This window comes from Methylobacterium sp. NMS14P (genome assembly GCF_028583545.1).
Taxonomy (GTDB): domain Bacteria; phylum Pseudomonadota; class Alphaproteobacteria; order Rhizobiales; family Beijerinckiaceae; genus Methylobacterium.
On record NZ_CP087106.1, the window covers coordinates 4,397,217 to 4,416,596 of the forward strand.

The 19,380-nt window shown below is 72.2% G+C and carries 19 protein-coding genes; 15 read left to right on the plus strand and 4 right to left on the minus strand.

The window, feature by feature from the left end:
- Positions 1-71 precede the first annotated feature (71 nt).
- The 6 genes from hydA (at position 72) to LOK46_RS20865 (ending at position 6,700) form a co-directional block, all read left to right on the plus strand.
- Complete coding sequence (gene hydA / locus LOK46_RS20840) at positions 72-1,499, plus strand: dihydropyrimidinase (RefSeq protein ID WP_273560328.1); 1,428 nt, start codon at positions 72-74, stop codon at positions 1,497-1,499.
- A 48-nt stretch (positions 1,500-1,547) separates the two neighbouring features.
- On the plus strand, positions 1,548-2,543 hold the full coding sequence (locus tag LOK46_RS20845; protein ID WP_273560329.1) for an ABC transporter ATP-binding protein: 996 nt from the start codon (positions 1,548-1,550) through the stop codon (positions 2,541-2,543).
- Positions 2,544-2,559: 16 nt separating this feature from the next.
- Positions 2,560-3,816: an ABC transporter substrate-binding protein gene (locus LOK46_RS20850; protein WP_273560330.1), complete on the plus strand. Its 1,257-nt coding sequence runs from the start codon at positions 2,560-2,562 to the stop codon at positions 3,814-3,816.
- 187 nt (positions 3,817-4,003) lie between these two features.
- Positions 4,004-4,939, plus strand: a complete 936-nt coding sequence (locus tag LOK46_RS20855) for an ABC transporter permease (RefSeq protein WP_273560331.1) — start codon at positions 4,004-4,006, stop codon at positions 4,937-4,939.
- Positions 4,940-4,941: 2 nt separating this feature from the next.
- Positions 4,942-5,829, plus strand: coding sequence for an ABC transporter permease (locus LOK46_RS20860; protein WP_273560332.1), 888 nt, complete (start codon positions 4,942-4,944; stop codon positions 5,827-5,829).
- Between the two features lie 187 nt (positions 5,830-6,016).
- Complete coding sequence (locus LOK46_RS20865; RefSeq protein WP_273560333.1) at positions 6,017-6,700, plus strand: 50S ribosomal protein L25/general stress protein Ctc; 684 nt, start codon at positions 6,017-6,019, stop codon at positions 6,698-6,700.
- 70 nt (positions 6,701-6,770) lie between these two features.
- Here the strand turns inward: LOK46_RS20865 and pdxH are convergent, their stop codons facing one another.
- Entirely contained in the window at positions 6,771-7,394 is a 624-nt protein-coding gene (gene pdxH / locus LOK46_RS20870) for a pyridoxamine 5'-phosphate oxidase (protein ID WP_273560334.1), read from the minus strand.
- Between the two features lie 92 nt (positions 7,395-7,486).
- Between pdxH and LOK46_RS20875 the strand changes: the two genes are divergently transcribed.
- Positions 7,487-7,984: an RT0821/Lpp0805 family surface protein gene (locus LOK46_RS20875; protein WP_443192830.1), complete on the plus strand. Its 498-nt coding sequence runs from the start codon at positions 7,487-7,489 to the stop codon at positions 7,982-7,984.
- Between the two features lie 42 nt (positions 7,985-8,026).
- Here LOK46_RS20875 and LOK46_RS20880 read toward each other — a convergent pair whose 3' ends face one another.
- Positions 8,027-8,326, minus strand: a complete 300-nt coding sequence (locus tag LOK46_RS20880; protein ID WP_012320880.1) for a hypothetical protein — start codon at positions 8,324-8,326, stop codon at positions 8,027-8,029.
- 343 nt (positions 8,327-8,669) lie between these two features.
- On the opposite strand from LOK46_RS20880, the gene LOK46_RS20885 reads away from it, so the two are divergent.
- From LOK46_RS20885 to LOK46_RS20905, 5 genes are all read left to right on the plus strand, one after another.
- A complete protein-coding gene (locus LOK46_RS20885; protein WP_273560336.1) occupies positions 8,670-10,286 on the plus strand; it encodes a glucosamine inositolphosphorylceramide transferase family protein in 1,617 nt (538 codons plus the stop codon).
- 151 nt (positions 10,287-10,437) lie between these two features.
- Positions 10,438-12,411 (plus strand): monovalent cation:proton antiporter-2 (CPA2) family protein, encoded by a 1,974-nt coding sequence (locus LOK46_RS20890; protein WP_273560337.1) that lies wholly within the window; start codon positions 10,438-10,440, stop codon positions 12,409-12,411.
- A gap of 8 nt (positions 12,412-12,419) precedes the next feature.
- Complete coding sequence (locus LOK46_RS20895) at positions 12,420-13,865, plus strand: MATE family efflux transporter (protein WP_273560338.1); 1,446 nt, start codon at positions 12,420-12,422, stop codon at positions 13,863-13,865.
- Between the two features lie 110 nt (positions 13,866-13,975).
- Positions 13,976-14,761, plus strand: a complete 786-nt coding sequence (locus LOK46_RS20900) for a DUF937 domain-containing protein (RefSeq protein WP_273560339.1) — start codon at positions 13,976-13,978, stop codon at positions 14,759-14,761.
- A 75-nt stretch (positions 14,762-14,836) separates the two neighbouring features.
- On the plus strand, positions 14,837-15,154 hold the full coding sequence (locus LOK46_RS20905; RefSeq protein WP_273560340.1) for a cupin domain-containing protein: 318 nt from the start codon (positions 14,837-14,839) through the stop codon (positions 15,152-15,154).
- A gap of 33 nt (positions 15,155-15,187) precedes the next feature.
- Here LOK46_RS20905 and LOK46_RS20910 read toward each other — a convergent pair whose 3' ends face one another.
- Both LOK46_RS20910 and LOK46_RS20915 read right to left on the minus strand, forming a co-directional pair.
- On the minus strand, positions 15,188-15,637 hold the full coding sequence (locus LOK46_RS20910; RefSeq protein ID WP_273560341.1) for a hypothetical protein: 450 nt from the start codon (positions 15,635-15,637) through the stop codon (positions 15,188-15,190).
- Between the two features lie 90 nt (positions 15,638-15,727).
- A complete protein-coding gene (locus LOK46_RS20915; RefSeq protein WP_273560342.1) occupies positions 15,728-16,063 on the minus strand; it encodes a hypothetical protein in 336 nt (111 codons plus the stop codon).
- 259 nt (positions 16,064-16,322) lie between these two features.
- Here LOK46_RS20915 and glyA point away from each other — a divergent pair, with 259 nt between their 5' ends.
- The 3 genes from glyA (at position 16,323) to ribD (ending at position 19,380) form a co-directional block, all read left to right on the plus strand.
- Complete coding sequence (gene glyA, locus LOK46_RS20920) at positions 16,323-17,627, plus strand: serine hydroxymethyltransferase (protein ID WP_273560343.1); 1,305 nt, start codon at positions 16,323-16,325, stop codon at positions 17,625-17,627.
- 113 nt (positions 17,628-17,740) lie between these two features.
- Complete coding sequence (gene nrdR, locus LOK46_RS20925; protein WP_273560344.1) at positions 17,741-18,274, plus strand: transcriptional regulator NrdR; 534 nt, start codon at positions 17,741-17,743, stop codon at positions 18,272-18,274.
- On the plus strand, positions 18,271-19,380 hold the full coding sequence (gene ribD / locus LOK46_RS20930; protein ID WP_273560345.1) for a bifunctional diaminohydroxyphosphoribosylaminopyrimidine deaminase/5-amino-6-(5-phosphoribosylamino)uracil reductase RibD: 1,110 nt from the start codon (positions 18,271-18,273) through the stop codon (positions 19,378-19,380). Before nrdR ends, ribD begins: the two co-directional genes overlap by 4 nt.

Genomic DNA, 19,380 nt, shown 5'->3' on the forward strand with positions numbered 1-19,380 from the left:
CCCCGTCCGCCCGAATCGGCGCGGACCCTGCATCGGCCCGGCGCGCCCGACGGCGCGGAGGAGTGAGCGGCATGCCCGAATTCGACCTTGCCATCCGGGGCGGCACGGTGGTCACCGCGAGCGACACGGTCCGGGCCGATATCGGCGTGCGCGGCGGCCGGATCGTCGCGGTGGCCGAGGGCATCGCCGACGCCGCCCGGGTGATCGACGCTTCCGGCCTGCTGGTCCTACCGGGCGGGATCGACAGCCACGTCCACATCGCCCAGGAATCCGGCCCCGGCATCGTCATGGCCGACGACTTCGCCAGCGCCACCCGGGCGGCGGCGGCCGGCGGCAACACCTGCGTGATGCCGTTCGCGCTCCAGCCCCGGGGCGCCTCCCTGCGCGGCGCCGTCGACGCCTACCGGGCCAGGGCCGAGGGCCAGTGCCACGTCGACGTGGCGATCCACATGATCATCTCGGACCCGACCGAGGCGGTGCTCGGCCAGGAGCTGCCGGCTCTGGTCGCCGACGGCTACACCTCGTTCAAGGTCTTCATGACCTACGACGACCTCGTGCTGAACGACCGCCAGCTCCTCGACGTGTTCCACGTCGCGCGGCGGCAGGGCGCCCGGGTCATGGTCCACGCCGAGGGCTACGACGCGATCCGCTACCTCAGCGAGCGGCTGGAGCGGGCGGGCGAGACCAGACCGTACGGCCACGCCCTGTCGCGCCCCGAGATCGTCGAGCGGGAAGCAGCCCACCGGGCGATCAGCCACGCCGAGCTGATCGACCTGCCGATCGTGATCGTCCACGTCTCGGGCCGCGAAGCGACCGAGCAGATCGCCTGGGCGCAGGCGCGCGGCCTGAAGATCCGGGCCGAGACCTGCCCGCAATACCTGACCCTGACGGCCGAGGACATGAAGGGGCTCGGCCACGATGACCCGATGGCGGGGGCGAAGTACGTCTGCTCGCCGCCGACGCGGGACGTCGAGAGCCAGGAGGCGGTCTGGTCGGGGATCCGGTGCGGGATCTTCGACGTGGTCTCGTCCGACCATTGCCCGTTCCGCTACGACGACCCGCAGGGCAAGCTGAACCCGCGGGGTAAGACCTCCTTCCGCTGGATCCCGAACGGCATCCCCGGCATCGAGACGCGGCTGCCAGTGTTCTTCTCGGAAGGAGTCTCGAAGGGGCGGATCAGCCTCAACCAGTTCGCCGCGCTGACCGCCACGAACCACGCCAAGCTGTACGGGCTCTACCCGCGCAAGGGCTCGATCGCCCCGGGTTTCGACGCCGACCTCACCCTGTGGGATCCGAACCGGCGCGAGACCATCCGCCAGGCCAACCTGCACCACGGCTCCGACTACACGCCCTGGGAGGGTTTCGACGTCACCGGCTGGCCGGTGGTGACCATCGCGGGCGGGCAGGTCATCGCCGAGGACGGCCGGGTCCTGTCCGAGCCGGGGCGCGGGCGTGTGCTCGACCGGGCCGTCGATCCGGCCGAGCGGCGGGAGGCCTGAAGGCCACACTGGCTCGCCGCTTGCTTGCAGCGCCCGGGGGAGAACCGCATGGACGTCGAGCTGATCGGCCTGACCAAGCGCTACGGCGCGGCCATTGCGGTCGACGGCATCGACCTGAAGGTGCCGTCCGGCGCCTATTGCTGCCTGCTCGGCCCCTCCGGCTGCGGCAAGACCACGACGCTCCGGATGATCGGCGGCCACGAGCGCGCCAGCGCGGGCGACGTGGTGATCGGCCCCAAGGCGGTGGGCGACGCGGCCCCGGCCGCGCGCGGTACCGCCATGATGTTCCAGAGCTACGCGCTGTTCCCGCATCTCGACGCGCGCGACAACGTCGCCTTCAGCCTCAAGATGCGGGGGATCGGCAAGGCGGAGCGCCGCGCCAAGGCGATGGCGATGCTCGACCTCGTCCAGATGGGCCATCTCGCCGGGCGCCTGCCGGCCCAGCTCTCGGGCGGCCAGCAGCAGCGCGTGGCGCTCGCCCGCGCCCTCGTCACCGGCCCGAAGGTGCTGCTGCTCGACGAGCCGCTCTCCGCGCTCGACCCGTTCCTGCGGGTGCGGATGCGGGTGGAGCTGAAGCGGATCCAGACCGAGCTGGGGCTCACCTTCATCCACGTCACCCACAGCCAGGAGGAGGCGATGGCGCTCTCCGACCTCGTGGTGGTGATGAATGCCGGCCGGATCGAGCAGGCTGCCGACCCGCGCACCGTGTTCGAGCGCCCGGCCACCGCCTTCGTGGCCCGGTTCATCGGCGGCCACAACGTGATCCGGCGGCCCGAGGGGCTCGTCGCCGTGCGGGCGGACCGGATGCGGCTCGGCGCCGAGGCCGGCCCCGCCGCGCTGCCGGCCCGGGTGGTGGCAGTCGAGTACCAGGGCACCAGCGTCCATGTCGGCCTCGACGCCGACGGGCTGGAGCGCGCGCCCGAGAGCCCCGCCGCCCTCACGGCAATCGTCAGCGACGCGGATTTCGCGACCCGCCCGCTCCGCCTCGGCGACACGATCCCGGTCGGCTGGGACGCGGCCGCCGCCCACCACCTCGATGCGTAACAGGACGGAGACGACGATGGACCTTTCCCCGAGCCGCCGCACGCTCCTAAAGGGCGCTGCCGCGCTCGCCGCGACGCCGGTGACCGGCTTCCCGGCGGTGCACGCCGCCGAGCCCGTGACCCTGCGCTACCTCGGCACCGCGGTGAACCAGTCCGCCGACATCGCCCGGAAGGTGAAGGAGGATCTCGGCCTCACCATCGAGTACATCCCCGTGGTCACCGACGAGGTGACCAAGCGCGCGGTCACCCAGCCGAACTCCTTCGACCTGATCGACACCGAGTACTTCAGCCTCAAGAAGATCCTGCCCTCCGGCAACCTGCAGGGCATGGACGCCAAGCGGATCAAGCTCGCCGACAAGATCTCTTCGGTCTTCACCAAGGGGGAAGTGGCGGGCAAGCGGATCGGCGACCAGGGCACGGCGCCCAAGAAGGTCTTCTACCTGGAAGGCCAGGACTCGAAGAAATTTGCCGGCGAACAGACCGAGTGGATCTCGCTGATCCCGACCGTCTACAACGCCGACACGCTGGGCATCCGGCCGGACCTGATCAAGGTGCCCGTCACGAGCTGGAAGGAGCTCCTGAACCCGGCCTTCAAGGGCAAGGCCTCGATCCTCAACATCCCGTCGATCGGCATCATGGACGCCGCCATGGTGGTGGAGGCCACCGGCGACTACACCTACGGCGACAAGGGCAACATGACGAAGCCCGAGATCGACCGCACCATCAAGGTGCTGATCGAGGCCAAGCGCGCCGGCCAGTTCCGCGCCTTCTGGCAGGACTTCAACGAATCCGTGAACCTGATGGCCTCGGGCGAGACGGTGATCCAGTCGATGTGGTCGCCCGCCGTCACCAAGGTGCGCGCGCAGGGCGTGCCCTGCACCTACCAGCCGCTGAAGGAGGGCTACCGGGCCTGGGCCTCGGGCTTCGGCATCCCCAAGACCCTGAGCGGCCGGAAGCTCGACGCCGCCTACGATTTCATCAACTGGTTCCTGTCCGGCTGGGCCGGGGCCTACCTCAACCGGCAGGGCTACTACTCGGCCGTGCTGGAGACCGCCCAGGCGAACATGCAGCCCTACGAGTGGGCCTTCTGGATGGAGGGGAAGCCCGCCGAGAAGGACATCCTCGGCCCTGACGGCACCCTGATCGAGACGGCCGGCGCCACCCGCGACGGCGGCTCCTTCGACGCGCGGATGGGCGCGGTCGCCTGCTGGAACGCCGTGATGGACGAGAACACCTACATGGTGCGTAAGTGGAACGAGTTCATCGCGGCGTGAGCGCGGTGGGCGCCCGCTGCAAGCGACCGAAGAGGCCCATCCTGCGCGGCCACGCGGCGGCCGGATGGAGCGCGGGTCCCCTCTCCCGCACGGGAGAGGGGGCGCGTCGCGCCTTGCGGAAACCGATGCTTGCGCATCGCACCCCACTGAGGAGATGGGACGCATCAGCGCGCGTGGGGCGCATCCGATGACCGATCTCGCCCTGCCCGCCGCCGCGGCCGCCGAGCGGACCGCCGCGCCCGCCGACGCGGCGCGCCCGCGCGGCCGCGCCCTCGCCTACCTCCAGGCCGCGCCGCTGGCCCTCGTCTTCCTGGTCTTCCTGGTGGTGCCGCTGGTGCTCACCGGGATCGTCTCGCTCTGGGAGTACAACGAGTACGAGATCATCCCGGCCCTCACCCTGCAGAACTACGCCGACGTGTTCGACGGCTGCCTGTCGGCCGACCTCTGCACGACTTTGCGCACCTACATGTCAACGGTGAAGTTCGTCGTGCTGACGCTGGCGATCACCCTGCCGCTCGGCTTCGCGATCGCCTACTTCCTGGCCTTCCACATCCGCTCGGGGACGGTGCGGATGGGCCTGTTCCTGCTCTGCACGATCCCGTTCTGGACCTCGAACGTGATCCGGATGATCTCGTGGATCCCGCTGCTCGGCCGCAACGGCCTCGTCAACGACACGCTCCGCACCCTCGGGCTGATCCGCGCGCCGATCGACGGCCTGCTCTACTCGGACTTCGCGGTGGTGCTGGCCTTCGTGCACCTCGACACGGTGTTCATGATCGTGCCGATCTTCAACAGCCTCGCGCGCATCGACCGGCGGCTGATCGAGGCGGCGCGCGACGGCGGCGCGTCCGGCGCGCAGATCCTCTGGAACGTGGTGCTGCCGCTCGCCAAGCCCGGCATCGCCATCGGGACGATCTTCGTGACGACGCTGGTGATGGGCGACTTCGTCACCGTGGGCGTCATGGGCGGCCAGCAGATCGCCAGCGTCGGCAAGGTGATCCAGGTGCAGATGTCCTACCTGCAGTTCCCGGCCGCCGCCGCCAACGCCGTGGTGCTGCTCGCCGCCGTGCTGCTGATGATCCTGGGGCTCACCCGGATGATCGACCTCCGGCGGGAGCTGTAGCGATGGACCAGCCCCGCGGCCGCGCCTTCTACCTGCTGGCGGCGGTCTTCGCCCTCTACGTCCTGTTCCTCTACGGGCCGACGCTGACGATCCTGGCGCTCAGCTTCCAGGGCCCGTCCGGCGGCCTGACCTTCCCGATGAACGGGGTCTCGACCCACTGGTTCGCCAAGCTGTGGGAAGGCGTCGGCGTCGTCGACATCTGGGCGGCGCTGCGGCGCTCGCTCGCCCTCGGCCTCGTGGTCATGGCGCTCACCGTCACGATCGCTTTCTACGCCGGCCTCGCCTTCCGGAAGGGGTTTCGCGGGGCCGGCCTCGTCTTCGCCCTGGCGGTGTCGAGCCTGATCGTGCCCTCGATCGTGGTCTCGCTGGGCATCGGCCTGGAGTTCCGGCTCCTCGACGACGGCATCAAGGCGCTGGCCGCCGCGACCGGCTGGGGGTTCCTGCAGGACCACGGCACGCTGATGGGCCTCTACACATCGGCGCTCGGGGCGCACCTCACCTGGACGCTGCCCTTCGGCCTGCTGATCATGTTCGCGGTGTTCAACCGGTTCGACCCGGCCTACGAGGAGGCCGCCCGCGACCTCGGCGCCAGCGGCCCGCAGACGCTGCGCCACGTGGTCGTGCCGATCCTCGCGCCCGCGCTCGTCGGTGTCGCGCTGTTCGGCTTCACCCTGTCGTTCGACGAGCTCGCCCGCACCAGTCAGGCGATCGGCGGCCGCAACACCCTGCCGCTGGAGTTGCAGGGCCTGACCACCACGGTGACGACGCCGGAGATCTACGCGCTCGGGACGGTCACCACGGCCGTCTCGGCGCTGGTGATCGGGACCGCGCTCGGCCTGACCCTGTGGCTGCAGAAGCGCCGGGCGCGGCGGGCGCTGGCCGGCATGTGATCGATGCCGGACGGCCGGGCCGCCGTGGGTGGGCGCCGCCGCATTGCCAACCCACCCCCGTCCGTGTATGCGCACGGCGCGCCCCCGAGACACCCTTGGAGGCAGGGGCGCGCCGGGAAGGTCGTGAGCCGTCCGCGTCGGGCGGCTTTTTCGCGTTCCGGCTCCAGCAATCGTAAAGGATCACGCCATGAGCGCTGTGAAGACGCTTGAGGCCGTGGCACGCGACCGGGTCGGCAAGGGGGCCGCCCGGGCCGTTCGTCGCCAGGGCCAAGTTCCCGCCGTCATCTACGGGGGTGGCCAGCCGCCGCAATCCATCGCGGTCGACCTCATCCGCACCCGCACCCTGATCTACGCCGGCGGCTTCAAGACCACGCTGTTCGAGATCAACGCCGGCGGCACGAAGGTCCGCGCGATCCCGCGCGACTTCCAGCTCGACCCGGTGACCGGCGTGCCGCTGCACGTCGACTTCCTGCGCGTCGTCTCGGGCCAGACCGTCACGGTCGAGGTGCCGGTGCACTTCGTCAACGAGGACGCGGCCCCCGGCATCAAGAAGCTCGGCGGCACCCTCAACATCGTGGCCCACACGCTGAGCCTCGACGTCGCCCCCGACCAGATCCCGGACGCGATCGAGGTCGACCTCACCGGCCGCGCGATCGGCGACGTCATCCACGTCTCCGACATCAAGATCCCGGCCGGCACCTACACCGGCGAGGCGACCGACCCGGTGGCCAACATCGTGCCGCCGACCGTGCTGGGCGCCGAGGTGGAGGCCGAGGAGGCCGCCATCGCCGAGGCGCAGTCGGCCGAGGCCGCCGAGGAGAAGGCCGAGGAGTCCGCCGAGGACGAGAAGAAGGACGGCGAGGAGGCCTGAGCCTCGTCGCCACCTGTCACGCGACGCGAGAGCCCCGGTCCTGCCGGGGCTCTCTGCGTTTCGGCCGCGGTCAGGGATAGAGCCGCGCCCGGCTCCAGCCCGCGCCCGTCCGGGTGAAGCGCACCCGGTCGTGCAGGCGGAAATCGCCGTTCTGCCAGAACTCGACGCTCACCGGCGCGATCCGGAAGCCGGTCCAGTGCTCCGGCCGCGGGATCGGCCCGTCCCCGTAGCGCTCGGACAGTTCCGCCACCGCCGTCATCAGCGTGGCGCGGTCGGCGAGCGGGCGGGATTGCTGGCTGGCGATCGCCCCGAGCCGGCTCTCCCGGCGGCGGCTCTGGAAATAGGCGTCGGCCTCCGCGGCCGTGACCGGCGTGATCGGCCCGCGGGCCCGCACCTGCCGGCGCAGGCTCTTCCAGTGCAGCACCAGGGCCGCCTGGGGGTTCTGCGCCAGCTCCTCGCCCTTGGTGGACTGCGTGTTGGTGTAGAAGACGAAGCCGCGGGCGTCGAAGTCCTTCAGCAGGACCATCCGCACGTCCGGCAGCCCGTCCGATCCGGCGGTGGCGAGCGCCATCGCGTTCGCGTCCTCGGGCTCGGAGGCCTCGGCCTCCTTCATCCAGGCGGCGAACAGCCCGACGGGGTCGTCGCTCAGCGTGAAGTCCGCGCTCTTCGGGTCATCGGTCCTTAACTGATCCACGCCAAGACTCCTGCCAGCCGCGTCCAGGGCCTGAGGGGGCACCGACATCGGCATGTTCGGTCGAGCGAATAGCCCGTCGTGAGTCAGGTGTAATGCGGGGATGCGCGTGTAAAGGGCCAAGCCGGCGGTCGCAGATCGGCGCGTCCGTCTCGGCCCTGTCTCTGGCGATGGCCCTGTGCGGCTGCAGCCAGCCACTGCTGGTCTTCCGCGGCGATCCCCCGGCGGCGGAGGCGCCGCGCGTGGTCGAGGAGCCGACCGTCACCGGCAGCATCGAGAAGCGGCCCGTGAGTTTCGGGGACGACCTCGCCGAGGAGGATTGGCGCCGGGCGCGGGCCGCCCTGAGCGTCGCCCTGGATCCGCAGGGCAACGGGCGGCCGGTCAAGTGGGACAATCCGGAGACCGGACTTCACGGATCGGTCAACCCGACCGGGCTGCCGTACGTCTCGGACGAGCTGATCTGCCGCAACTTCCTGGCATCCGTGATCGCGCCGACCCGCAGCCGCTTCGTCCGCGGCACCGGCTGCAAGCTCTCGGGCGGACCGTGGACGCTCAAGCGCGTCCGGGCCGCGAGCGGCCTCGGACGCTCCTGAACGCGGCGAGGCCGTCGCGCGCGGCGGCCTCCGCGGGTCGCCTCAGTACGGGTGCCCGTAATAGGGCCGCACGCGCAGGCGCGGCTGCGCCGCCGGCGGAGCGGCGTAGCGGGCCGCGGCCTCCGGATCGTAGGTCCGGATGTAGGGGTCGAGGGCCGGGTCGCGGTAATTGCCGTTGTTGACCCCCGCCGAGCGATCGTTGCCGCTCAGCGCCGCGTAGGGCGAGAGGCCGCTGCCGCTGTCGCCGCCGCCACCGCCGCCGCCGCCCCAGGCGAAGGCCGTCCCCGGGATGGCGGCGAGGAGCATCGCCGCGAGGGGCATCGTCAGCGTCTTGCGCGTCATGTCCTGTCTCCGCACCACGTCATTGTCTGGCGAACGGTCCAGCTGGAGGTGGGGTTCCCCTCGGCGAACCGCCACGGCCTCGCGACATTGTACCACCGCCCACCAACACGCGTTTATTTGATGGGCTGAGTTTCAATTTTTTCGGTTCACCGGCCAGAAATCGTCCCGCGCGTTAAGCTTGAACCGGTAGACAGTCACGCGGCCGTGCTTGATCGTGGCGCGGCGTAACAGCATTCGAGCCCGGCTCGACCGTATCCAGGGTCGAAGTCGGGCGCATCCAGGGCCTGGCTGCCGTGAGCGTCGATACGAAATCCGGCACGCGGGGCATGGGGTCGACCGGCTGATGGAGCGGGCGATCGGAGGCACGGACCGACCGTCGGCGGCCGGTGGCCGGGCTCCCGCCCGGGCGGAGCCGTCCGCGCCCGGGACGCTCTCCCGTACCCGGACCGTCACCGTGCGGCTCGACCGCCGGTCCCTGCGCGGCTGGCACATCCGCCTTCTCGACCAGCTCGGACAGCGGCCCGATCATCGGATCCGGGTCGCCTGGGTGGAGCACGCGGAGGGCCTGCCACCGAACGCGGAGCTCCTGTTCCGTCTGGAGGCCGCCATCCACGGCCTGCCCCGGCCGGGTCTGGCGACCGCGGCGGAACCGGTGGCCCTCGCGCCCTACGAGGCGGGCCCCGAGGGCGCGGAGCCCGGCGGGAGCGGCGCCGACCTCGTCCTCGACCTCTCGGGCAGCCCCGCGGAACCGGGCTCGGCGCCGGCCTGGCGGCTCGACTACGACGGGATGCCGGGCGAGGCCGGCCTCCTCGCCGCCCTGTTCGCCCGCGGGGCACCGGTGGCGGCCCTGCGCGGGCCGGACGGCGTGCCTGTGGCGGTCGGCCGCCTGGGCGCGGAGTCGCACACGGTGATGCTCGCGGCCTTCGAGGGCTACCTCGCGCGGACCATCACGCTGATCCTCGCCGCCCTCGACGGCGCCGCCTCGACGGCGCTCCCCGACGGGGCCGGGGCGCCCCTGCAGCCCGCGACCGCCTACGACCTCGGCGGCCTGGGCGCCCGGCGGCGGGCCGCCGGGGGGCTCGCCCGGCAGATCGCCCGCCGGCTCTACGCCCTCTGCTTCCACGGCCCGCACTGGCGGGTGGGCTGGCGGCGGGTCGTCGGCTCCGACCTGATCGACCTGCGCCGGCATCCCGAGGGCGGCTGGCAAGTCCTGCCCGACGACGGGCGGCGCTTCTACGCCGACCCCTTCGCGATCGCCCGGGACGGCGCCGTGACCCTGTTCGTGGAGGAGTTCGACTACCGCCGCGGCAAGGGCGTGATCGCCGCGGTCAGCTTCGGGGAGAGCGGGCCCCGCGGCCGCCCGGAGCCGGTGCTCGAGCTCGAGACCCACCTCTCCTACCCGTTCGTGTTCGAGGCGGACGGGCAGGTCTGGATGATCCCGGAATCCCACGCCTCCGGGACGATCGACCTCTACCGGGCCACCGACTTCCCGCGCGGCTGGGTCCACGAGGCGGTGCTCCTCGACGGGGTCGTGGCCGGGGACGCGACCCTGCTGCAGCACGGCGGCCGCTGGTGGATGTTCGCCACGGTCCGGGCCGGCGGCGGCAGCTACTCCGACACGCTCCATCTCTGGCACGCGCCGCATTTCCGCGGGCCCTGGACCCCCCACCGGCACAACCCGGTACTGATCGACATCGGCTCCGCCCGGGCCGCAGGTCCGATCGTGGCGCGCGACGGCGGCCTGATCCGGCCCGTCCAGGATTGCCGCCAGGGCTACGGCGCGGCGCTGGGCCTCGCCCGGATCCTGCGCCTCGACGAGGACGCCTACGCCCAGCGGGTCGAGACGCGCCTATGCCCGGGCGCGGCCTGGCCGGGCACGCGCCTGCACATGCTGAGCGCGGCCGGCGGCTTCGAGTTCATCGACGGCTCGCACCGGGCCCGCACCCGCCTCCTGGGCTGAGCGCGCCTCCTGCACTGAGCCCGGGTCGAAGCGCCCCGCGCGGGCCCGTCGGTGCCGAACGGCACCCGCTTACGGCTCGCATCGCGGCGCCGTGCGCGCTAAGCGGGGGCCTCACCTGCGCCGATCCAGCAGAACCGCCGGGACGATCACCATGGCGAGCCCCGTCGAACATGCGAGCTTCCTGCCGCCGGTCCTGACCTTCCTCACGGCGGCGGTCATCGGCGTGCCGATCTTCCGGCTGATCGGCCAGAGCGCCGTGCTCGGCTACCTGGTGGCCGGCGTGCTGATCGGGCCCTCCGGCCTGTCGCTGATCGCCGAGCCCGACACGGCCGCGAGCGTCGCCGAGATCGGCGTGGTGCTCCTGCTCTTCATCGTCGGCCTCGAGCTGCACCTGTCGCAGCTCGTCTCGATGCGGCGCGACATCTTCGGCCTCGGCACCGCGCAGCTCGTCGTCTGCGCGCTGGTGCTCGGCGGCGCCGGCATCCTGGCCGGCCTCAGCATCGGCGCCGCCGCGGTGATCGGCCTCGCGCTGGCCCTCTCGGCCACCGCGGTGGCCCTGCAACTGCTGGAGGAGCGGGGCGATCTCGGCAGCGCCTACGGCGGGCGCGCCTTCGCGGTGCTGCTGTTCCAGGACCTGTCGGTGGTCGGCATCCTGGCGCTGATGCCGCTGCTGGCCTCCGCCGGCGAGGCGACCGACGTCTCCTGGCTGGGGGAGGCGGCGGTCTCCACCGGCAAGGCGCTCGCGGCGATCCTCGCGGTGGTGCTGGTCGGCCGCTACGGCCTGAACCCGTTCTTCCGGCTGCTCGCGGCGAGCGGCGCCCGCGAGGTGATGACCGCCGCGGCGCTCCTGGTGGTGCTCGGCACCGCGCTGCTCATGGAGCAGGTCGGCCTGTCGATGGCGATGGGCGCGTTCCTCGCCGGCATCCTGCTCGCCGAGTCGAACTTCCGCCACCAGCTGGAGGCCGACATCGAGCCGTTCCGCGGCATGCTGCTCGGCCTGTTCTTCATGAGCGTCGGCATGTCGATCGACGGCAACCTCGTGCGCGAGGTCTGGCCGGCCCTGTTCGGCGCGACCCTGGCGGCGATCCTCGTCAAGGTCGCCATCGTGGCCGGCCTGTTCCGGCTGTTCGGCTCGGACACCCTCGGCGCCCTGCGGGGCGCCGCGGTCCTGGCGCCCGCGGGCGAGTTCGCCTTCGTGCTGCTGCCGCAGGCCCAGGACCTCGGCCTCACCGGCGTCACGGCGACGCGCTTCGCGGTGGCGCTCGCCGCGCTGACCATGCTGATCGGCCCCATCGCCGCCAAGGGCCTCGACAAGCTGATCGAGCGGCGCAACGCGCGCAGCACCTTCGCGCTGGAGGAGCCCTCCACCGAGCTGTCCGAGAGCGGCGACGCCCGGGTGCTGGTGATCGGCTTCGGCCGGTTCGGGCAGGTGCTGACGCACGTGCTGATGGCCGAGGGCATCCCGGTCACGGTGATCGACAAGGACGTGGAGCAGCTGCGCGCCGCCTCGCGCTTCGGCTTCCGCATCTACTACGGCGACGGCACGCGCCTCGACGTGCTCCGCGCCGCCGGGATTGGCCGGGTCGAGCTGGTCTGCATCTGCGTCGACGACCGGGAGGGCGCCCTCAAGATCGTCGACATCGTCCACGAGGAGTTCTCCAGCGTGCGCACCTTCGTGCGGGCCTACGACCGCCTGCACGCGGTGGAGCTGATGAACCGGGACGTCGACTACCAGATCCGCGAGACCGCCGAATCCGCCCTCGCCTTCGGGCGGGCGGCCCTGGAGGGGCTCGGCCTGTCGCCGGAGGCCGCCACGGCCCGGACCGACGACGTGCGCAAGCGCGACATCGCGCGGCTGGTCCTGCAGCAGGCGGGCGCACTGCCGGACGGATCCAGCTGGATGCGCGGCGCCGCGGCGGGCCTGAAGCCCGAGCCGCTGACCGCCCCGGTCCGGCCGGCCCGGGCGCTCAGCACCGAGACCCGCGACCTCGTGGGCAGCGACCGGCGCGAGGCCGCCGAGCGGCTCCTGGAGAAGCCCGCCCTGGCCCCGCAGGAGGCGGACGCGGCCGAGGAAGCCGATCCGGAGGCCGAGCTCGAGGCGGAAGGCAGCGCCCGGAATGCGTGACGGGCCGGATGTCTGACACAGCCGACGGGCCGCCCCCGGCGGAGGCGGGCCGCTTCGTCACCGGCTCGGTCCTCCGGCACGTCGTGGTGATGGCCGCCACCGGCTCGGTGGGCCTGATGGCGATCTTCGTCGTCGACCTCCTGTCGCTGCTCTACGTCTCGACGCTGGGCGACCCGAACCTCACGGCGGCGGTCGGCTTCGCCGGGATCGTGCAGTTCTTCGCCACGGCGGTGAATATCGGCCTGATGATCGCGGCCGGCGCCCTGGTCGGGAAGGCCGTCGGCGCGCGCGACCCCGCGGCGGCGCGGCGCCTGGCGACCTCCGCGCTGGTCCTCGGCAGCCTCGTGGCCGCCCTCATCGCGGCGCTGATCGCGCTGCTGGCCGACCCGCTCCTGGCCCTGATCGGTGCCCAGGGCGAGGCGCTGCGGGTGGCCGTCCTGTTCCTCGACATTACCCTGCCGTCGAACCTGCTGCTCGCTGCCGGCATGCTGTTCACCGGCCTCCTGCGCGCGGTCGGCGAGGCGCGGCAGGCGATGACGGTCACCCTGGCCGGCGCCGTGGTCACCGCGCTCCTCGACCCGCTGCTGATCTTCGGGGCGGGCCTCGGCGTCCCGGGTGCGGCGATCACGGTCTGCGTGGCGCGCGCGACCTTCGTGGCGGTGGGCGTCCGCGGCGTCGCCCGGCACGGGCTCCTCGGCCGGCCGCACCTGTCCGACCTGCCGGCCGACGCGGTTGCCCTGGCTGGCGTCGCGGGTCCGGCCGTGCTCACGAACCTCGCCCCCTCGGTGGCGAGCGCCTTCCTGGCACGCCTGTTTGCCGGCTACGGGGCGGACGCGGTCGCCGCCGCGTCGGTGATCGACCGGCTGACGCCGGTGGCCTTCGGCGGCCTGTTCGCGCTGTCGGGGGCGATCGGCCCGATCCTGGCGCAGAACTGGGGCGCGGGCCTGTTCGACCGGATGCGGGGCGTGCTCGGCGCGGCGATCCGGGTGACGCTCGCCTACTGCGCCGCGGTCTGGCTCATCCTGGCGCTGGCCCGGGGGTGGCTCGCCGGCCTGTTCGGCCTGCAGGGGGTCGCGGCCGAGCTGTTCGGCTTCTTCTGCCTCGTCGGTGGCGCGATCTGGTTCTTCAACGGGCTGCTGTTCCTCGGCAACGCCGCCTTCAACAACCTCGGCTTCCCGCTGCGCTCCACGCTGCTGAACTGGGGCCGGGCGACGCTCGGGACGATCCCGCCGGCGATGCTCGGCGCGGCGCTCTACGGCCCCCGCGGGGTGGTGGCCGGGATGGGGATCGGCTCCCTGGTGTTCGGGGCGCTCGGCATCCTGCTGGCCCGCCGCACGGTCGACCGGCTGGAGGGGGTCGGCCCGCGTCGGCCGGGGCCGGACATCGCCGCGGAGGCGCCCCAGCGGGCGGCCCCGCTGCCGGCGGGACACGCCCATCCCGAGCCGTTGAGCTGAGACGGCGGCGGCAAGGCACAAGTTCCGCGGGTGGGAACTGGTATTTCCCCGCGCAAAGGGTCACGATGCCCTGTCCCGGGCGGTCCCGGCCGGGACAGGATCGAGGCGTCATGTTCAACCCGCTCGAGATGTTCCAGGCCCAGGGCGAGGCCGGGCTCCAGGCCATGGGCCAGCCGTTCGGCCTGACGAGCGAGCAGACGGCCCGCGCCTTCGAGGCGCTGATGCCGGCCCTGACGCTCGGCCTCCAGCGCAGCGTCGGCCTGGACCCGACCGGCTTCGCCCGGATGTTCGGGCTCGAGGCCGCGAAGCCGGCGCCGGCGCAGGGGTTCGAGGCCCTCGGCCAGATGTTCGGCTCGGCGCAGCTCATGCAGGCGGTGCTGCGGCAGGCCTCGGCGACGAGCGGCGTCGGCGCGCAGGTCCTGCGCCAGATGCTGCCGATGATGGCGGGCGCCGTGGTGGCGAGCATCGTCCACGTCATGCTGAACCAGCCGCAGGCCGAGCCCGCGCGGCCGAGCCCGCCGCCCCCGCCCGTGCCGTTCCCCTTCGCTCCGGCCTGGGCCGAGATGGCCAGGGCGATGATGCCCGCGGTCGAGCCACCGGCCCCGCCGAAGCCGGCGGCCAGACCCGCCGCCAAGCCCGCCGCCAAGCCGACCCAGGCGGGCGCGGGCGAGGCCGGCTCCGACATGTTCCAGCAGATGCTGCGGACCGGGGCCGAGGTCCAGGGCAACAACATCCGGGCCATGCAGGAGCTGTTCGAGACCTTCTGGCCCACCTCCGGCACGCCGTCCGCGAGCGGCACCGACCCGGCCGGCCCCGCGGCCCGTCCCGATCCGGCGCCGGCCGACCCCGCCGCCGGCAAGGGTCGGCGCGGCCGCCAGCCCGGCGGGACCGGTTGACGCGGGGACAGGGTCCGGTCGGGCGTTGAACCCGACCGATCGGAGCGGCAACTTGGCCGGCGAGGAGACCCGTCGATGAGCGACCACCTGACCGCCTGGGACGACCGCGCCGAGAGCGTCGGCGGGAACGGCGTCGCCAAGCGCACGATCCCGGGCTCCGGCGCGAGCCTCGTGCGCGTGGTCGTGCCGGCGGGCGTCGCGGCGCCGGCGCACAGCCACGATCACGAGCAGTTCGTGCAGGTGCTCTCGGGCTCGGGGATCCTGGAGACCGAGCAGGGCCGCGAGCCGTTCTCGGCCGGAAGCGTATTCCATTTCCCGGCCGGAGCGTGGCACGCGGCCGCGTTCGAGACCGAGACGGTCCTGATCGAGACGAACCTCGCGCCGCGGGCCTGACGGCGCCGCCGAGCCGCAGCATGCCATCCGGCCTCAGCCGTCCGCGGAGGTGTCGAACTGCGCGTCCAGACTGACGATGCGCGCCACCGTGTCGTGAGCGTAGCGGATCGCGGCCTCGGCGGTGAGCAGTTGCCCCTCTTGCGGATCGAAGACGATACCGTCCGACTGGGCCGCGCAGGCCGCGACATCCATCCACGCCCCGGCGCGAGCCGGGAGCGTGGCGAAGTAGAAGGCATAGACGCACGTCCACGGCCCACCGAAGTCGATCACGGTATAGCTGTCTGTCAGATCCGACAGCGGAATGATCTGGCACTCGAAGCCGGCCTCGCGCCGCCGCCAGGTCGCGGGCAGATGCCCTTGCGTGGCCGGCGGCATGCGCACGGCATCGAGCTTCAGATCGAACCCGGTCGCGTCGATGGCCGCCTGCCATTCCGCCACGCCGGGCATCGCGCGCGCGCAGAGCGCGTAGGCTTCCATGCTCATGCCAACCTCTCTCCGAACAGAGTTGTGGATATTGACAGGCCCTTGACCGAGTTTCCTGGGCTCACATGGACCTCTATGACGGGAACACTGTCATCCACGCCGACACGTCTGCGCAGTTCGCGCGCGCGCCAGCGTCAACTGCGCTTTGCCGGTCTTGAAATCCCAGATCGCTCGAACCGGGGCAGCGCTGGTCCTGCCGTCGCGGAGGATCACGTCCGTCCGTACGCTGCCGTCCAATCCGTAGCGCACCAGATCGCCGGCGCTGAAACTCTGCTCGATACCGTGCCGGCCGATGCCGGGCAGGTCGAGTTCCCGCATCCGTGCCGCGAACTTCGTGTGAACCTCGATGCCGTACAGGGGACCCTGTCCAGGATCACAGGTCTGGACGACCTCACCCAAGACATCGGACAGATCATCGTACCGCATCGCGTCTCTGATCCTCGAATCGTTCACGTTTTATTCCAAGAATATTTTCCTTTCGTCCGGCGATTCGCCGCGATGAAGGAATTTATGCAGACGCCGCCCCCGCCGCCGCGGATGGCTGCGACAAATTATTCTTGGCGCGCGAGCAAAATGCCTGTGCTTGGCCTGCGCCTTCGGCGCGTGTAGGAATCCCCCCTTCAACGCCCGCCCGTGCACGCCGACGAAAGGCCGGGCATCGCCCCTACCAGAACAGAGGCAGACCATGAGCGCCGGTACCGCCGCCGACAAGCACTTCTCCAACAGCTTCTTCGCCGCCCCCCTGACCGAGGCCGATCCCGAGATCGCCGAGGCGGTCGCCAAGGAGCTCGGCCGTCAGCAGCACGAGATCGAGCTGATCGCCTCGGAGAACATCGTCTCCCGCGCCGTGCTGGAGGCGCAGGGCTCGGTGCTGACCAACAAGTACGCCGAGGGCTATCCGGGCCGGCGCTACTACGGCGGCTGCCAGTTCGTGGACATCGCCGAGGACCTTGCCATTGAGCGCGCCAAGCGCCTGTTCGATTGCGGCTTCGCCAACGTGCAGCCGAATTCGGGCTCCCAGGCCAACCAGGGCGTGTTCCTGGCGCTGATGCAGCCCGGCGATACCTTCCTCGGCCTCGACCTCGCAGCCGGCGGCCACCTGACGCACGGCGCTCCGCCGAACGTCTCGGGCAAGTGGTTCAAGCCGGTCTCCTACACGGTGCGCCGTGACGACCAGCGGATCGACATGGAGCAGGTCGCCCAGCTCGCGCAGGAGCACAAGCCGAAGGTGATCATCGCCGGCGGCTCGGGCTATCCGCGCCACTGGGACTTCGCCAAGTTCCGCGAGATCGCCGACTCGGTGGGCGCCTACTTCATGGTCGATGCCGCCCACTTCGCCGGGCTGATCGCCGCGGGCGTGCACCCGTCGCCGTTCCCGCACGCCCACGTGGTGACCACCACGACCCACAAGACCCTCCGCGGCCCGCGCGGCGGCATGATCCTGACGAACGACGAGGCGCTCGCCAAGAAGTTCAACTCGGCGATCTTCCCCGGCCTCCAGGGCGGCCCGCTGATGCACGTCATCGCCGGCAAGGCGGTGGCCTTCGGCGAGGCGCTGAAGCCCGAGTTCAAGATCTACGCCCGCCAGGTGGTCGAGAACGCCAAGGCGCTCGCCGACACGCTGATCTCGGGCGGCTACGACATCACCTCGGGCGGCACCGACAACCACCTGATGCTGGTCGACCTCCAGCGGAAGGGCCTGACCGGCAAGGCGGCGGAAGCCGCGCTGTCGCGGGCGCACATCACCTGCAACAAGAACGGCGTGCCGTTCGACACGCAGAAGCCCACCGTCACGTCGGGCATCCGGCTCGGCACCCCGGCCGGCACCTCGCGCGGCTTCGGCGTCGCGGAGTTCAAGCAGATCGGCGGCTTCATCGTCGAGGTGCTGGACGGGCTCGCCGCCAAGGGTGAGGCGGGCGACAGCGCGGTCGAGGCCGACGTCAAGACCCGCGTCCACGCGCTGACGGACCGGTTCCCGATCTACGGCTGAGAAGGGGGCCGCTTGAGCGTGGGCCGGTCTTCCGGGCCGGCCCGCGGTGGATTAGGAAACGGCCGCGGATCCGATCGGTCCGCGGCCGTTTCCATGCCCGAGTAGCGAGATCCATGCGCTGTCCCTACTGCGGCGGCTCCGAGACCCAGGTGAAGGACTCGCGGCCCTCCGAGGACGGCGCCGCGATCCGGCGCCGCCGGGTCTGCCCGGACTGCGCCGGCCGCTTCACCACCTTCGAGCGCGTGCAGCTCCGCGAGGTCGTGGTGCTCAAGCGCTCGGGCAAGCGCGTGCCGTTCGACCGCGACAAGCTCCAGCGCTCCATCGACGTGGCGCTCCGCAAGCGCGCCGTCGATCCGGAGCGGATCGAGCGGCTGGTCAGCGGCATCACCCGGCAGCTCGAGAGCGCCGGCGAGCCCGAGGTGACCTCCGAGGCGATCGGCGAGCTGGTGATGGCGGGGCTGAAGGGCCTCGACGACGTGGCCTACGTGCGCTTCGCTTCCGTCTACAAGAACTTCCGCGAGGCCCGGGACTTCGAGGAGCTGCTCGGCACGCTGAGCGACGGCACGCCGCTACCGGCGGCCGCGCCGGGTCCGGAGAGCGACCCGGAGCCCGAGGGGTCGGGGCGGCGCCGCGCCGGGCGTCCATGAGCGGCGACACGAACTTCATGCGCCTCGCCCTGGCGCTGGGCCGGCGCGGGCTCGGCACAACCTGGCCGAACCCGTCGGTCGGCGCCGTCGTGGTCGAGCCCGGGACCGGCCGCATCCTCGGGACGGCGGCCACGGCGCCGGGCGGGCGCCCGCACGGGGAGCCCGTGGCGCTCGCCGCCGCCGGCGAGGCCGCCCGCGGCGCGACCCTCTACGTCACCCTGGAGCCCTGCTCCCATCACGGCCGCACGCCGCCCTGCACCGACGCGATCCTGGCCGCCGGGATCGCCCGGGTGGTCAGCGCCCTGGAGGACCCCGACCCGCGGGTGGCGGGGCGCGGCCACGACCTCCTGCGGCGGGGCGGCGTCGCGGTCGAGACCGGCCTGATGCGGGACGAGGCGGCGCGCGACCATGTCGGCCACATCACCCGGGTGACCCGCGGCCGCCCGGCCCTGCACCTCAAGCTCGCCCGCACCCGCGACGGCTTCTGCGCCTCCGCCGGGCCGGAGCGCCTGCGGATCACCGGGCCGGTGGCGGACGGGGCGGTCCACCTCTGGCGGGCTCACGCCGACGCGATCCTGATCGGCATCGGCACGGCCCGGGCCGACGACCCGTCGCTGACCGTGCGGCTGCCGGGCCTGGGCGCGCGCTCGCCCCTGCGGGTCGTGCTCGACACGCATCTGCGGCTCTCCCCGGCCAGCGTCCTCGCCCGCACCGCCCGCGACACGCCGACCCTGGTGCTCACGACCCGCTCGGCCCCGGCCCACGCGCGGCGGGCCCTGGAAGCCCTCGGCGTCGAGGTCGCCACCGTGCCGGCGGACGCGGCCGGCGGGATCGATCTCCCGGCGGCCCTGGCGCATCTCGGCGAGCGCGGCCTGACCCGCCTCTGCAGCGAGGGCGGCCCCCGCCTTGCGGAGGCGCTGGCCCGGGCCGATCTGATCGATGCCTGCACGCTGGTCACCGGGCCGGCGGAGCTGGGACCGGCGGGCGGCCTGCCGGCCCTGGGCCCGGCCCTGGCGGAGGCGCTGGCGGGCGATCGGTTCCGGGCTTCCGAGCGGCTGCAGCTCGGGCCCGACGTGACCGTGACCTACGAACGCAACAGGACGTAA